Origin of the sequence: Clostridioides mangenotii TR, from assembly GCF_000498755.1 — a bacterium.
Lineage (GTDB): Bacteria > Bacillota > Clostridia > Peptostreptococcales > Peptostreptococcaceae > Metaclostridioides > Metaclostridioides mangenotii_A.
Genome location: NZ_AXUS01000007.1, coordinates 76,246 through 92,108, shown reverse-complemented (window position 1 = coordinate 92,108; position 15,863 = coordinate 76,246). Strand labels below are relative to the sequence as shown.

At 31.8% G+C, this 15,863-nt stretch carries 14 protein-coding genes and 2 riboswitches; of the genes, 13 read left to right on the top strand and 1 reads right to left on the bottom strand.

The features are described from left to right. The first annotated feature begins 35 nt into the window (after positions 1-35). The 5 genes from spoIID to fabZ all read left to right on the top strand — a co-directional run bounded on the left by spoIID (position 36) and on the right by fabZ (position 4,024). On the top strand, positions 36-1,088 hold the full coding sequence (gene spoIID, locus T473_RS0105180) for a stage II sporulation protein D (protein WP_024620954.1): 1,053 nt from the start codon (positions 36-38) through the stop codon (positions 1,086-1,088). A 62-nt stretch (positions 1,089-1,150) separates the two neighbouring features. After that, on the top strand, positions 1,151-1,831 hold the full coding sequence (locus tag T473_RS0105175) for a M23 family metallopeptidase (protein WP_024620953.1): 681 nt from the start codon (positions 1,151-1,153) through the stop codon (positions 1,829-1,831). Between the two features lie 264 nt (positions 1,832-2,095). Beyond that, entirely contained in the window at positions 2,096-2,359 is a 264-nt protein-coding gene (gene spoIIID / locus T473_RS0105170) for a sporulation transcriptional regulator SpoIIID (RefSeq protein ID WP_024620952.1), read from the top strand. A 199-nt stretch (positions 2,360-2,558) separates the two neighbouring features. Beyond that, positions 2,559-3,575: a rod shape-determining protein gene (gene mreB / locus T473_RS0105165; RefSeq protein ID WP_024620951.1), complete on the top strand. Its 1,017-nt coding sequence runs from the start codon at positions 2,559-2,561 to the stop codon at positions 3,573-3,575. Between the two features lie 17 nt (positions 3,576-3,592). Beyond that, entirely contained in the window at positions 3,593-4,024 is a 432-nt protein-coding gene (gene fabZ, locus T473_RS0105160; protein WP_024620950.1) for a 3-hydroxyacyl-ACP dehydratase FabZ, read from the top strand. Between the two features lie 494 nt (positions 4,025-4,518). Here fabZ and yyaC read toward each other — a convergent pair whose 3' ends face one another. Next, on the bottom strand, positions 4,519-5,028 hold the full coding sequence (gene yyaC / locus T473_RS0105155) for a spore protease YyaC (RefSeq protein ID WP_024620949.1): 510 nt from the start codon (positions 5,026-5,028) through the stop codon (positions 4,519-4,521). Between the two features lie 489 nt (positions 5,029-5,517). Further along, positions 5,518-5,621: riboswitch (SAM riboswitch) on the top strand. A gap of 140 nt (positions 5,622-5,761) precedes the next feature. Here yyaC and metK point away from each other — a divergent pair. The 8 genes from metK (at position 5,762) to hpf (ending at position 15,376) form a co-directional block, all read left to right on the top strand. Next, a complete protein-coding gene (gene metK / locus T473_RS0105150; protein WP_024620948.1) occupies positions 5,762-6,949 on the top strand; it encodes a methionine adenosyltransferase in 1,188 nt (395 codons plus the stop codon). Positions 6,950-7,058: 109 nt separating this feature from the next. Then, a riboswitch (cobalamin riboswitch) is annotated at positions 7,059-7,233 on the top strand. 91 nt (positions 7,234-7,324) lie between these two features. After that, positions 7,325-7,831, top strand: coding sequence for an ATP:cob(I)alamin adenosyltransferase (locus T473_RS0105145; RefSeq protein WP_024620947.1), 507 nt, complete (start codon positions 7,325-7,327; stop codon positions 7,829-7,831). A gap of 25 nt (positions 7,832-7,856) precedes the next feature. Further along, the gene (locus tag T473_RS0105140) at positions 7,857-8,765 is read left to right on the top strand and encodes an ABC transporter substrate-binding protein (RefSeq protein ID WP_024620946.1); all 909 of its coding nucleotides are present in this window, start codon (positions 7,857-7,859) and stop codon (positions 8,763-8,765) included. Then, positions 8,755-9,768: a FecCD family ABC transporter permease gene (locus tag T473_RS0105135; RefSeq protein WP_024620945.1), complete on the top strand. Its 1,014-nt coding sequence runs from the start codon at positions 8,755-8,757 to the stop codon at positions 9,766-9,768. The genes T473_RS0105140 and T473_RS0105135 overlap by 11 nt, the downstream gene beginning before the upstream one ends. A gap of 8 nt (positions 9,769-9,776) precedes the next feature. Then, positions 9,777-10,559, top strand: coding sequence for an ABC transporter ATP-binding protein (locus tag T473_RS0105130; RefSeq protein WP_024620944.1), 783 nt, complete (start codon positions 9,777-9,779; stop codon positions 10,557-10,559). A 362-nt stretch (positions 10,560-10,921) separates the two neighbouring features. Further along, on the top strand, positions 10,922-13,141 hold the full coding sequence (gene recD2, locus T473_RS0105125) for an SF1B family DNA helicase RecD2 (RefSeq protein WP_024620943.1): 2,220 nt from the start codon (positions 10,922-10,924) through the stop codon (positions 13,139-13,141). A 2-nt stretch (positions 13,142-13,143) separates the two neighbouring features. Continuing rightward, complete coding sequence (locus tag T473_RS0105120) at positions 13,144-14,004, top strand: ComF family protein (protein WP_024620942.1); 861 nt, start codon at positions 13,144-13,146, stop codon at positions 14,002-14,004. 829 nt (positions 14,005-14,833) lie between these two features. Beyond that, the gene (gene hpf, locus T473_RS0105115; protein WP_024620941.1) at positions 14,834-15,376 is read left to right on the top strand and encodes a ribosome hibernation-promoting factor, HPF/YfiA family; all 543 of its coding nucleotides are present in this window, start codon (positions 14,834-14,836) and stop codon (positions 15,374-15,376) included. Positions 15,377-15,863: the final 487 nt, after the last annotated feature.

Sequence of the window (15,863 nt, the reverse complement as noted above, 5' to 3'; positions counted from 1 at the left end):
TTTAAGGTAAAAGCTAAATGCTAGGAGGAGAGTGTATGAAGAACCCTATTTTGATTATACTTTGTTTAGTTGTATGTTCTGTTGCAGCACCTATTTTGATAACAGCGGTGTCGTACAGCGAGACAGAGTTGTCTAGTAGCAGCAATAAAGTAACTGTTGCAAAAGCGGATAAAGAGGAAAATAAAACGGATGTAAAAAGTGAAAAGGTATTGAACTTAGAAACAGTTGATAAAGAATCTCCTAAGATTGATATATACAATCATAAACTAGGCAAATATCAGAAAATAGATTTGGAAGAATATTTATCTGGAGTTCTTGCTGGGGAGATGTCTCCAGATTTTGATATTGAAGCTCTAAGAGCGCAGGCTATAGCAGCGAGGACTTATGTAATGTATAAAATGGATAGACCATATCCATCTAGACACAAAAAAGCAGTAGTTTGTACAGATTTTAAACACTGCCAAGAATATAAAAGCTACAGTGAGCTTCAAAAAATAAACGGTAAAGAGTGGATGAAAAACAGATATTCTAAAATACAAGAAGCTGTAAAATCTACAAAAGGTCAAATCATAGCGTACGATGACAAAGCAATTCTGCCTCTGTACTTCTCGACATCATCTGGAAAAACAGAAAACAGTGAGGAAGTATTTTCAGCAAGTTACCCATATTTAAAGTCAGTAGACAGTCCTTACGATAAAATATCCCCTAAATTTGTATCAAATATTAAAATGAGCAACAAAGAATTTGTAAGCTCTATGAAGAGAACAAATAGCTCTATATCGTTGAGTGAGCAAAATTTAGATAATCAAATAAGTGTAGTTGAAAAAAGTAAAGGTGGAGCAGTAGATAAAATAAAAATAGGAAATAAGACATTTGCAGGAACTGACATAAGAACAATTTTTGGACTTAATTCAGCGAATTTTGAAATAGTTTTTAATGGAGAAAATTTAGAATTTAATGTAAAGGGATATGGTCACGGCGTTGGAATGAGCCAATGGGGAGCAGAAGGTATGGCAAAGGATGGCTCTAAATATTATGAAATATTATCCCACTATTACTCAAATACTAGTATAAAAGATATATATTAGATGTATAAAACCATAAAATGACGTCAATAATCCAAATGTACAAATATATTTGGAGGTGCAATATGAAAAAAAGGCTATTAGAGAAAGATGGTTTTTATTTATCTTTATTTGTATGTGTTTGCCTAATAGCAGTAGGCGGGGTTTGGTTTACAAACAGTAATGTAGATAAATTAGCCTCTAATAATGAAAAATTAGAGAATTCTAATAAAGATAACGAAATACACCTAATTGAGAACAATAAAAACGATAAGGTACCTACTGCTACGGATTCAAAGCAAAATCTTGAGAAGGCAAAACAAACTGAAGATAAAGATGTAAGTAAAGCAGAGAACAAAACTTCAAAATTGAGTTATTTAGGAACCGAAGTCCTAAGAGAATATTCGGAAAAAAAGCCTTCATATTCTAAAACTTTAGATGTGTGGGAGATACACAAAGCATTAGATATAAGCTCGACTAAGGGATCAGATGTAAAGTCACTTACTAGTGGAGTAGTTACAGATATATTTAGCAGCGATAAATACGGATATTCTGTAAAAGTGAAGAATGAAGAAAAAGGTATTGTAGTAGTTTATTCAAATCTAGATAAAAATACAAAAGTTGAAAAAGATCAGAAGATAGCAGAAGGTCAAGTTTTAGGAAAAGCTGGAGAATCATCTAAAGCAGAGAGCGAAGACGGATCTCATATACATTTAGAAGTATATAAAAATGATAAATTAGTAGATCCATCAGAATTATTAAAATAAGATTTTAGACCATGGGAAACTGAAACGACGATTAAATATAGTAAGGTAGAAAAGAAAGTGACAAAGCAATAAAGCAATTCAGATTAAATAGTAATAAAGCTATGAAGCAAACTAAATTTAAAATAATAGAATTACTAAAGGATGCTAAAAGTGATAACTATCACTAAATAAGCATCCTCTTTTTTTATTTTGAACATGCTTTGTTATATTTTTCCTCATTTTCACATATATATCATTAAAGCTATTATGTAAGGGGGGGAATCATTGAAATCGCATATAGAAGAAAGAGCAGTGGTAGTAGCAAAATATATCCTCGAGAAAAATACGACAGTCAGACAGACTGCAAAGACATTTGGAGTCAGTAAGAGTACTATTCACAAGGATGTAACAGAGCGATTAAAAGAGATAAATCCATACTTAGCTAAGGAAGTGAAAAACGTCCTAGATAAAAACAAATCTGAAAGACATATCAGAGGGGGAATGGCGACAAAATTAAAATACTTAAATGATTATAAAAAATGTAGGTAATTATGCCTACATTTTTATAATTATTTAAATATAATGGTAAATATAGGATTTCGTCTTGACTAAAATAAATTTTTTGTATATGTTGTATTATAAGGATACTAATTTGTAAATACTATATACAAGGTAATTTAAGGATAATAAATAGTATAAACTTTAATTTAATAGAATATAATCAATAATCATAAAAGGAGTTGAAGACATGGCTGGAGCTGATATAGGCATAGACTTAGGTACTGCAAATGTGCTAGTTTATGTTAGTGGGAAGGGAATATTACTAGAGGAACCTTCAGTTGTAGCGATTGAGAAGAAATCTAAAGAGGTTTTAGCAGTAGGTGAAGAGGCCAGAAGAATGATAGGTAGAACACCAGGGAATATAGTAGCTATTAGACCACTTAAGGATGGAGTTATATCTAATTACGATGTAACAGAAAAAATGCTTAAATATTTTATAGACCAGATCGCTGAAAAAAAAGGATTTGGTAAGTTTTTTATGCCTAGAATAATGGTATGTGTACCAACGGGTGTTACAGATGTAGAAAAAAGAGCCGTAGAAGAGGCTACAAGAGAAGCTGGAGCCAGAGAGGTATATATTATTGAAGAGCCTATAGCAGCGGCTATAGGGGCTGGTATAGATATTTCTGAACCAAATGGAAGTATGATCATAGATATCGGTGGAGGAACTGTTGATATGGCAGTTATCTCTTTAGGTGGTATAGTAGTAAGCGAATCTATAAAAGTGGGCGGAGATAGATTTGACGAAGCAATCGTTAGATATATGAAAAAACAGCACAATATTCTTATTGGAGAGAGAACTGCAGAGAAGATCAAGATGGAAGTCGGTAGTGCATTTGAAAGGGAAGAGGTTGTATCTATGAAGGTTACAGGTAGAAACCTAGTGACAGGACTTCCGATATCTGTAGAAATAAATTCATCAGAAACTCTTGTAGCATTAAATGAATGTATAGAGCAAATAGTTATTGCAACACATTCTGTACTAGAAAAAACTCCTCCAGAGATTGCAGCTGACATCGGTGATACAGGAATTATAATGACTGGTGGTGGAGCTTTACTTTACGGATTGGACAAGCGTATAGAGCAAAGTACAGGAATAAATGTAGTGATAGCTGAAGAACCACTTTCATGTGTAGCAAAAGGGACAGGGATAGCTCTTGGCTCTATAGATATGTTAGAGACAGGTGGATCATTTAGAAGATAGAAATTAAGGAGAAAAATATGCTAAATATAGATCAAATAAAAGAGATAATACCACATAGATATCCATTTCTTTTAGTGGATAAGATAACTGAATTGGAAATAGGTAAAAGAGCAGTCGGCATCAAAAACGTAACTGTTAATGAGCCATTTTTTCAAGGTCATTTTCCAGAATACCCTCTAATGCCAGGAGTTCTTATAATTGAGGCTCTAGCACAGGTCGCAGCTGTTGCAATGATGTCTATTGATGAAAATAAAGGCAAACTAGGCGTGTTTGCAGGTATTGATAATGTTAGATTCAAAAAAGAAGTAAGACCAGGAGATACTCTTACATTGGAAGTAGAGGTTATTTCCATGAGAAGAAATATAGCAAAAGCAACTGCTAAGGCACATGTAGGAGAAGAACTTGCATGTAAGGGAGACCTTATGTTTGCATTAGTTGAAAAGGAATAAGAAACAAATTTTGACAAATTACGAACCAAAAAGACATTTTTGTAATATAGTATATTAGTGGATGAAAAACTCCACGAATTAATTAATAATCCTATAAATATACAAAGTTCGGTTTGTAAAGTTGATGCTACAAAAAATTAAATAGTTGATAGAAGAGTTTTAGGTGACACGGCTTTTAGATTGAGTGTTCGAAATAGTCTTCTGAAAAAATCCAAAAGAATCTATAGAGGCTGATTTTAGAGTGGTTGCCATCACTTTAGGATCGGCCTCTCTTCATTAATATATTAAATAAAAAAAGGTGTATTTAAGAGATAAGAGTTTTATATAACTTTACTCCAAAATACACCTTTCTTTAGTTAAATTTTATCATTTGTTAGATTTAATAATACTGGAAATAAGAATACTTTAAAAACAATGCTTATTAGTGCAAATTAAACAAAAAATTTACATATCTTTCTCATAATATCACCTACCCTTGCTGTTATGTATAATGATCAGGTAGATACTAATATTGAAAGAGCAATGGCCTCAGCTAAATCAAAGATAAAGCTTAAACGTATGTTATTAAACGAAAATCTGTTGTTTTCATCTATTTTATCCACGATTCCCACAATAGAATAGTTCCCTATCTGGGGGAGTTTCTTTCCGACACCTTTTCCAGGGAGAATAGGTCCTTCTCTTATTTGTATATTTCCTATAGTGCTTTGCGATCCTAGACAAGCGTCTATGGCTAAAAAATTGCCATTTAGATGTTTGTTTTTAATCTCATCTAAAGATTCATATATATTTAGTGCGTGAATAGGGTTATCTAGTGTTCCGTAGACAGGATATTTGTAACTGCTTTTTTTTAAGATTGTTCCAACTAAAGGGCCAAGAGTATCGCCAATAGCCCTATCTGTTCCTATACAAACTACAATGGTGTCGTCATCTATTATGCCTTTGAGGGATGAACTAAGGAGATCAACTGCGTTTTCCTCACTGTAGTTTACTTTGGTCAAATACAATAGGAACACCCCCTTCAAAAGATATATATGAATATCTGAAGTGGAAAATACCATTATTTGAATATATTCACGAAATATACATAAGAAGGGTCGTCTATTATTTTTTATAGTTGTTTATCAACGATAGATATGATTATTATGCTGTTTATTTTTTGCTAATCAACTTTTATTTATATGATATTTACAATGTAAGATAGTATTTTGTTGAAATATATTTAAATATGACATTATTTATGTATCAATATACCTTCCATAATAGTTATCGTATATAAAAATCTTATTCGACTACTTTTATAAATAATACATATAAACTATAATTTTTTATTAACTGTGCTGTATAACGAATAAGATTTTAATACTTTTCAAATAATAAAAGAGACCGATTTATAAAAAATTACTAAAGAATTTGCACATTATATCCCCATAAATATTGACAGTTTAAAGCAAAAATAGTAGTATTATATTGTATAAAAAATTAAATTCTTGATTACCTTATCAAGAGCGGCTGAGGGATAGGCCCTTTGAAGCCCAGCAACCACCCATATGGGAGAAGGTGCTAATTCCTACAAGACAATTGTCTTGAGAGATGAGGTCAGTTAGTTAATGCATTATTACGTTAATTAACCTCTTCTGTGGAATATAGAAGAGGTTTTTTGATTGTCATTTGTGAGAAATAGTTCATTTGAATAAGGTAAAATGGATAAAATAAATAGTAAAATAGGAGGATTAGAAAATGGCGAGACATTTATTTACATCAGAGTCTGTAACTGAAGGGCATCCAGATAAAATCTGTGATCAGATATCAGATGCGATTCTTGATGAATTATTAAGAAAAGATGTTAATTCAAGAGTAGCTTGTGAAACTACAGTTACAACAGGGTTAGTTTTAGTAGCGGGAGAGATAAGCACATCGGCTTATGTTGATATCCCAAAATTAGTTAGAAAAACGGTTCAAGATATAGGGTATACAAGAGCTAAATACGGATTTGATTGCGATACATGTGCGGTAATTACATCTATAGATGAGCAATCAGTGGATATAGCAATGGGCGTTGACGAGGGTCTTGAAAGTAAATCCGGTGAGTTGACAAATGAAGAAATAGAAAAGGTAGGAGCAGGTGATCAAGGGATAATGTTTGGATTTGCTTGCAATGAAACTCCTGAACTAATGCCTTTACCTATATCACTAGCTCACAAATTATCTAGAAGACTTACAGAAGTTAGAAAAGATAGAACTTTAGATTATTTAAGACCGGATGGAAAAACACAAGTTACAGTAGAGTACGAGGGAGACAAAGCTGTTAGAGTTCACACTATACTTATATCAGCACAACACTGTGAAACTGTAGAAACAGAGACTATAAGAAAAGATCTAATTGAACATGTAATAAAGGCTGTTATACCAGCAGAATTACTTGACGATGAAACTAAAATATACATCAATCCAACTGGAAGATTCGTTATAGGTGGACCTCAAGGAGACACAGGTCTTACAGGAAGAAAGATCATCATAGATACTTACGGAGGATACTCAAGACACGGCGGGGGAGCATTCTCAGGTAAAGATCCTACAAAAGTCGATAGATCAGCAGCTTATGCAGCTAGATATGTAGCTAAAAATATAGTTGCTGCTGGACTTGCGGATAAATGTGAAATAGAGCTTGCTTATGCGATTGGTGTAGCAAGACCATTATCAATATTTATAGATACTTTTGGAACAGGAAAAGTAGCAGAAGCAAAATTAGTGGAATTAGTAGAAAAGCATTTCGATTTAAGACCGGGTGCGATAATAAGGGACCTAGATCTTAAAAAACCAATATATAGACAAGTAGCTGCGTATGGACACTTTGGTAGAACGGATATAGATGTACCATGGGAGAGAACAGATAAAGCAGAGTTACTTAGAAAAGAAGCGCTTTAAGAATTAATTTAATAGACAATAAAGTAAAAAGAGATAGACTCAAAAAAATAGAGACTATCTCTTTTTTTATTGATTAAAATCTAAAAATAGGGTATATTTTAATTGGAATAGAGTTAAAAATATATTTGGTGTCAAGATGACTTAATAGGGAATTGGATTGAAATTCCAAGCTAACCCAGTAACCGTGATATGGACGAGATCTTAAAATACCACTGATCAAATTCGGGAAGGTAAGATCGAGGATGAAGTTAAGCCGGGAGAACTGCCCAATATATAGCTAATATCTTCTGAGGGTAGGATGTTAGACTTAAATAAGATAATTTTAGTCTTAAATTTAAGCATTTTACCTAACAATACTATGTTAGGAGGAAACAAATGAATAAATATTTAGCATATCCTTTTTTGTATGATGAATCTTCAGACCTAAGATGTGATTTTGAAATTTTAACAGACGAAATATCAAGCATGATTGGGTTACTTAGATCAATGGTAGATAATGAAGATCTAGGAGAAGATTTAAGCAAAATCAATGAAATAATGTATCATATCAATCCATCTCTGAGAACTAAAGTTGCTGTTACAGAGGAAGAGCTGTCTTGGCTTGAAATAAAAGTGTCAAATATTCAAGAAGAAATAAAAGATACTTTTACTAAGTTTGTTTTACCACAAGGGTGTACACAAGCTTCGTATTGTCATGTCATAAGAAGTAAATGCAAGTCTTTAGTTAGACTTTTGAGCAGATACAAACAGCAGGGAAATGATGTAGAAGATATTTTATTTGATTTTGTAAATTTATACTCGGGATATTTTTTTGTTTTGGCATTAAAACTAAACAAAGAAAAAGGTCTTGAGGAAACTGAATTTGCAAGCAGAGTTTATTAATACAAAAAATTAAGGAGAAAATAATATGAAAAAGAGATTGATAGCAATTATAATGACAGTGCTAATGATAGCATTAGTCGGATGTAGTCAAAATACAGAAAGAGAAATAACAGATAGATCGGGGAATAAAGTTGAAGTACCAAATAAGATAGAAAAAATAATATCAACAGCTCCATCAAATACCGAGATTATAGCTGATTTAGGACTTGCAGATAAGTTGGTTGCAGTAGACAGCTTCTCGGGGCCAATAAAGGGCGTTAGTAAAGATATAACTAAGATTGATTTTTCTAACCCTGATGCTGAAGCAATCATAGGATTAGAGCCAGATTTAATTATAGCTTCTGGTCACAATAAAACTGGAACTGGAGAAGATCCGTTTAAATTAGTTAGTGAATCTGGAATTCCAGTGGTTTATATACCTAGTAGCGATAGTATTGATGGCATATACAAAGATATTGAGTTCATATCAAATACTTTAAATGTGAAAGATAAGGGCGATAAACTAGTAAAAGATATGAAGTCAGAAGTAGCCGAAATATCTAAGGTAGGAGCTACGATAAAAGATAAAAAATCGGTTTATTTTGAGTTATCACCTGCTCCTAGTATATACTCTTTTGGAGATGAAACTTTCTTGAATGAAATGATTAATATAATTGGGGCTAAAAATGTTTTTGCAGACGAAAAAAGCTGGATATCTCCAAGTGGAGAAGCAGTTATAAATAAAAATCCTGATGTAATACTTACAAACGTAAACTATACAGACAATCCTGTTGATGAATTAAAAAATAGAGAAGGATTTGAAAATATCACAGCAGTTAAAAATAATGATATTCATCAAATTGATACAGATTCATCTTCACGCCCATCAAATCATATAATACTTGCATTAAAGCAAATGGCAAAAGCTGTATATCCAGATAAGTATGACAAATAGAAATAAGATTTTAGTTAGTATTGCGTTTGCATTTTTTATAATTTGTGTTGGAACTTCTTTAGGGAGTTCCAACATTAGTATATACGACACCACTGTGATAATTATAGATAAAATATTTAACTTACCAGTTCAGAATCATATAGATGCTAAAAATATTTCTATAGTGTGGAAATTAAGGCTTCCTAGGGTATTACTTGCTTTTATAGTCGGGGGTTGCTTATCAATAAGCGGAGCGGTAGTTCAATCTATACTAAAAAATCAACTAGCTTCGCCGTATACATTAGGTGTATCATCAGGGGCATCTTTAGGAGCGGGAATTGTTATAATAACTGGACTGTCTATCCCTATAATAAGTGGATTTACTCTACCGATTGTTGGATTTATATTCGGCCTTATTACCGTATATTCGGTGATAGTTTTTTCAAATAAAATAGACAAAACTATGTCTAACAATACGATAATACTTTGCGGGATGGTTTTTTCATTATTTGTAAATGCTTTACTTACAACATTAACTGCACTTTTTTCAAATGAGTTAAAAGCTGTATCACTTTGGCAAATGGGAAGTTTTGCTATGAAAGGATGGCTTTATGTAAGGCTTATTCTTCCATTCTTTATAATAGGAACACTTGGGGTACTAAGATATACAAAAGAAATGGATATACTGACATTTGGAGAAGAACAGGCAAAATCGGTCGGAGTGGATACTCAAAGTGTAAAAAAGAAGCTCTTTATATTTTCTTCTATACTTACGGGTGGGGCAGTATCACTTAGTGGTACAATTGGGTTTGTCGATTTGATAGCACCGCATGTGGCGCGAAAAATAGTCGGATCAAGCCACAGATATGTTATACCCATGTCTTTTATCGTTGGGGGAAGTTTAATGGTAGTAACTGATCTTATCGCGAGAACTATTGTATCTCCATCAGAACTTCCAGTTGGAGCAATAACCGCAATAATAGGAGCTCCTTTCTTTGCATGGGTATATTTTAAAAAGAGATAGGTGATAATTTGTTAGAAATAAACGATCTTTACTGTGGATATGACGGAGTAGATATAGTAAAAAACATTAATATAAAAGTAAATAAGGGTGACAACTTATGTATAGTTGGGCCTAATGGAAGTGGAAAGAGTACACTATTAAAAGCAATAGGAAATGTTATAGATTACAGAGGAAGTATAAAGTTAGATTTAAAAGAGGTTTCAACATTATCTAGAAAAGAATTAGCTAAAAAAATTGCATTAATGGGTCAAATGTCACAGATTTATTTTCCATACAGTGTATACGATGCAGTTTCATTAGGAAGATATGCACATTCTACGGGAATACTTAAAAGTCTGACTAAAGAGGACAAGTCGGTAATATCAGATGTGTTAAATAGAGTCGGTTTGTATAATATGAAGAACAAGATGATAGATGAATTATCTGGTGGTCAGCTTCAGAGAGTATTTTTAGCTAGAACATTAGCTCAGAATCCGGATATTATTTTGCTGGATGAACCGACAAACCATCTGGATTTAAAACATCAAATTGAGCTACTTAACTATCTGACTCAGTGGGCAAAGGATAACAATAAAACTGTTATAGGAGTGCTTCACGATCTGAATTTAGTCCAGTATTTCGGCGATAATGTAGCAATAATGCACAATGGAGAACTTATATCCTATGGAAAGCCAAAGAGTGTTTTAGATGGGGAGACTTTAAAAGATATTTACGACATTGATATACGGGCATTTATGTTGGAATCATTGGAAAGATGGAAAGATACAAGTGAATATAGAAAAAGTATATAAAGAGAACATAAATAGAAAATAAGCATTGATACGAGTATCAATGCTTATTTTTTGCCTAAATAAATAGCGCTTTATATATTAATCATAGTATGTGTATTAACACCTATAGAAAAAAATGGATCTCAAATACTGTCTTGATTTAGAATAAGTATAACTTATCGTACTCCATATCCTCTAAAAGTTTAGTAAATTTCACATATATTTTAAATTAAGAGTATAACACATGTTGAATAATTACCAATCTAATCAAAAAAGTTACTAAAATTTCTAGCAATAGCCTTTTTAATTTTTTTCTGCTAAAATGAATAATAATTGGAATCAAAGTCGAGTATAGAAATACTATTCGTTTTAGGAGAATATATATGGAAAGATTAGAGGGAATGGTCAGTGATATAGTATTTAAAAATGATGATAACGGATATACTATAGCACATTTATCAAATGAAAAAGATGATGTTGTAATTGTAGGTTGTATGCCGACCTTAGCAGTTGGAGAAAGCGTAGAAGTTTCAGGTAAGTGGGTTAACCATAAGGTTTATGGGTCGCAATTTGAGGTAAATGCTTTTATGCCTATTACGCCGTCTTCACTAGAGGGGATTCATGTCTATCTGTCTTCTGGCATGATAAATGGAATCGGACAAAAGATGGCGAAGAGGATAATAGATAAGTTTGGAGTAGATACATTAAATATAATTCAAAATGAGCCTGAAAGACTTCAAGAAGTTGAAGGTATAGGAAGTAAAAAAGTAAAGCAAATTGTAAAGAGTTATGAAGAGGATAGAGAACTTAGAAATGTAATTATAGAGTTATCTCCTTATGGAATTACTCCTAGTTACTGCTTAAAAATATTTAAAAGATATAAAGAAAAATCGATTGAAGTGATTAACAACAATCCATATCAACTTGCAGAAGATATAAGAGGTATAGGGTTTAAAATCGCCGATAATATTGCTGATAAAATTGGAATAGAGAAGGATTCTAAAAATAGAGTAGCTCAAGGGATCATATATACCTTGAATCTATCTTTAAACAACGGTCATACTTATTTACCTAAAAATACACTTATACAAGATGCGATAAAGTTGCTTGAGATAGATGTCAAAATAATCGAAGAATGTGTTTATGAGCTTGTGTACAGCAAGAAAATTCACATAGAGAAAATAGAAGGACGAGAACTAGTGTATTTAATGTCATACTATCTATCTGAAAATGGAGTGTGTTCTCAAATTGTAAAACTATCGGAGCATAAGTTTGACGATTTAAATGTAGATATCGATGAACAAATTAGAGAAGTAGAAGATGAAGAAGAAATAGAGCTTGCAAATAATCAAATAGCTGCAGTAAAAGAGTGTATAGACAATGGTCTGGTAATCATAACAGGAGGTCCAGGTACAGGTAAAACTACAACTATTAATTCTATTATTAAGGTATTTGAGAAGAATAAGAAAGAAGTAGTTTTAACAGCTCCTACCGGAAGAGCAGCAAAGAGAATGAGTGAAACATCAAATAAAGAAGCTAAGACTATCCATAGGCTTCTTGAGATGGGGTTTTCTACGGATGATGATCTAATGTTTTTTAAAAATGAAGACGATCCAATAAAGGCAGATGTAGTAATTGTAGATGAGGTATCTATGGTAGATATAATTCTTATGTATAATTTGCTTAAGGCAATAAATGTTGGAACCAGAGTAATTTTAGTTGGAGACAGTGATCAACTTCCTTCAGTTGGCGCAGGTAATGTATTAAAAGATATGATTGATTCAGAGGTAATAAATGTAGTAAGACTTACTGAAATTTTCAGGCAAGCTCAGGAGAGTATGATAGTTGTAAATGCCCATAGAATTAATAACGGACAGCCGCTATTTTTAAATTCAAAGGGAAAAGATTTCTTCTTTATAAAAAAAGAAACGCCTGAGGACATTGTAGGTGAAATCATAGGACTTATAAACGAGAGACTTCCAAAGTTTTATGGGGTGGACAAGCTCAAAGATATACAAGTTCTATCTCCTATGAGAAAAGGTGACTTGGGAGTTACCAACTTAAATATATTACTTCAAAAGTACCTAAATACAAAAGAAAAGTATAAAATAGAAGAATCTTTTTCAAAGCGACTTTTTAGAGTTGGTGATAAAATTATGCAGATTAAGAACAACTACACTAAAAAATGGGAAAATGAAGATCAAAGCGATAGTGGGGAAGGAGTATACAATGGCGATATAGGCTATGTATACCATATAGACAAACAAAAAAAGATTTTGTATGCACTATTTGATCAAGAGCGAATAGTTGAGTACACATATGATGAATTAGATGAATTAGAGCACAGTTTTTGCACTACAATACACAAAAGCCAAGGGAGTGAATTCCCAGTAGTAGTTATACCAGTAACTTGGGCACCTCCAATGTTGCTTAGCAGAAACCTACTATACACAGCGGTAACAAGGGCAAAAAAATTAGTAATTTTAGTAGGAGAAGTCAAATACTTAGAGCATATGATCAGAAATAACAGGGTCAATGAGAGATACTCAAATCTTGGTTATAAACTAAATAAATTTAAAAAAGAAGGGTTGTTGATTGGCTAAGGATGAAGATTAGTAAAGTTATTAGATCTAGTATGTATAATAACGCTAATAGCAAGGGTAGCAATAAAGGTGCTAATAGCGATAGTTATAGAGACAAACTTTACAATATTTACGAAGAGTTCTTAGAAATTTTATATCCTCAAAATATAAATTGTATTTTGTGCAACAGACCGATAAAAAAGTCAAATTCTTATTCAATGTGTAAATTGTGTTTCGATGAATTAAACTTTATATTAAATGGTTGTGGGAAATGTGGAAAATTCAAAATAAACTATTCGCTAGAAAAGGAGTTTATAGATGAATGTAATTTTTGCCACAGTAATACATTTTACTTTGAAAGAGCTATATCTTGCATTGAGTACAATGATATAAGTAAGAGATTGATATTAGGGCTTAAGTATAGCTCAAAAACGTACATGTGCAAATATATAGCTCAAATTATGAAGGAGAAGTTAGATATAGAGAATATCAAATTTGATTATTTAACCTATGTACCTCTTCATAAAAAAAGACTTAAAAAAAGAGGATTCAATCAAGCGGAAAAAATTGCAAAATACTTAGTAAAATTAATAGATGTGCCGTTGATCGATTTGGTAATAAGGCATAAACACACAGAAATGCTGTACAAGCTAAAAAGAGACGAAAGAAGTAAAGAGTTAAAAAATGCATTTCAAATAAATGAAGAGATAGATATTGAAGATGTAGAGGATAAAATTGTACTGCTCTTAGATGATGTATATACAACAGGGTCGACAGTAAATGAGATATCAAAAGTACTTAAACTTGCAGGAGTGGGAAAAGTATATGTAATAACTCTTCTTACGAAAAGTAGCGAGAAGTATGTAAAAGATGATGAGCTATAAGAAGCAAGAAATCCATTTTGTTAAACTCTATATACATTATAACTACATGTTGACAAAAAAGGATTTTGATATTAAACTAAACAAGTAATATTTAGGTTTGTGGTTGCAAGTCCAAGCCAGTCGCAGGCAAAAGGATCCACGTAAGTTAGCGATAAAAATGTTGCTAATGAGCATGGTGCGGCTTAGAAGTAAGTCCTACCGATAATAAAATCGAGAGAGTGTAGTAGTGCGGCGAACCCAAGCGAACCCTCCAGTAGGCGAGTGTGGGGTCAAAGACCAGGTCAACTAGATATTATTCAAGAAGGGGATATTTTAAGATATAAGATAAATTTATTTTATGTTTTGAAATATCCCCTTCTTATTTTTATATAAATAATAGTAAAATTTCACAATTAAATTAATTTATGTGTATAGATAGAGAAAGCGGGTATAAATATAATATGAGAAATTAATTAAATGATATTTAACGAACATGATAGAACAGCAAAGTTCAAATATATATATATTTATATCAAAACTTACTTATTTTTAATTAATACACAAATTAATAACAAATAATGACTTTCTTTGTGGATATATTATGATTATAAAAAAGCTATTTACTAACAGATTTGAACTTATTCACAATTTAATCCACATTGTCCACAGGTTGATGTGGAATATAGTCCACATTATATACAGACTTATACACTTTTAATTACATAAAGATATCTGTAAATTAAAATAATTATATTAATTTGTAAAAATAAAGGTATCTATCTATTTTGTATAGAATTTATATACGAATAGAATTATTTATATACTGTCATAAATGAAAGGGGATGTTTTTATGAATATAATAATATCTGGGAGACAAATAGAATTAACTGACGCAATTAAAGAAAAGATTGAAAGTAAATTAGAAAAGTTAGACAATTACATTGATTCTAACACAGATGTGAAAGTAACTGTAAGTGCTAGAAAAGATAGACAAACTATAGAGGTTACAATTCGCACAATAAATGGACCAGTTATAAGGGCAGAGGATACACAAGAAGATTTATATTCTGCTATAGATTTGGTTTATGATAAGCTTAAAAATCAAATTCGAAAGTATAAAAAGAGATTACAAGATAAAAAACAAGATAATAAGAGTATTAGATTCTTAGATGTAACAGAAGATAACGTTGAGGATGACGCTGACTTAAACGAAGTATTAGTTATCGAAAGACGTAAGAAGTTTAGTCTAAAACCTATGACTGAGGAGGAAGCAGTTCTTCAAATGGATTTGGTTGGACATGATTTCTATATGTTTAGAAATACTGATACTGATGAGATCGCGGTTGTTTATAAGCGTAATAACGGTGGATATGGAATCATTGAACATGACTAAGTCTTATTAAAACGAAGTTGCCACAAAAGCGGCTAATATATGAGTTCGCTTCAGGGCAAAATTATTCGGTATAATTTTGATTGTCGCTCGTCCAAATATTAGCAAATTTTGTTAAGTTGTGCTTTGGGGTAAGCCCAAATTGGATATAAAAATTTTATTTAAAGGTTGTCTCAAATTATAGAGACAACCTTTTTTGGTGTAAAAACTTTCATATTTTCATCTAATTCACCATTTAACGTATTTAGCGGGTTAGTTTTGGACATATCTCTACATAGAATTTTGGATAAATTTATACCTTATTGGATATGGCATTATTTCCCTTTTACAGATAAAAAGTAAACTTTTTTACTCAGATAGTAAAAAAACAAAAAAGGAGCTATTAATAGCCCCAAATAATGCTATAATAAATACTAGGCAGCTTTTTTTGAGCTGTCTTTTTAAATAATATTACATATTAGGGTTTCTTACTGGAAAAATCAACTTAACT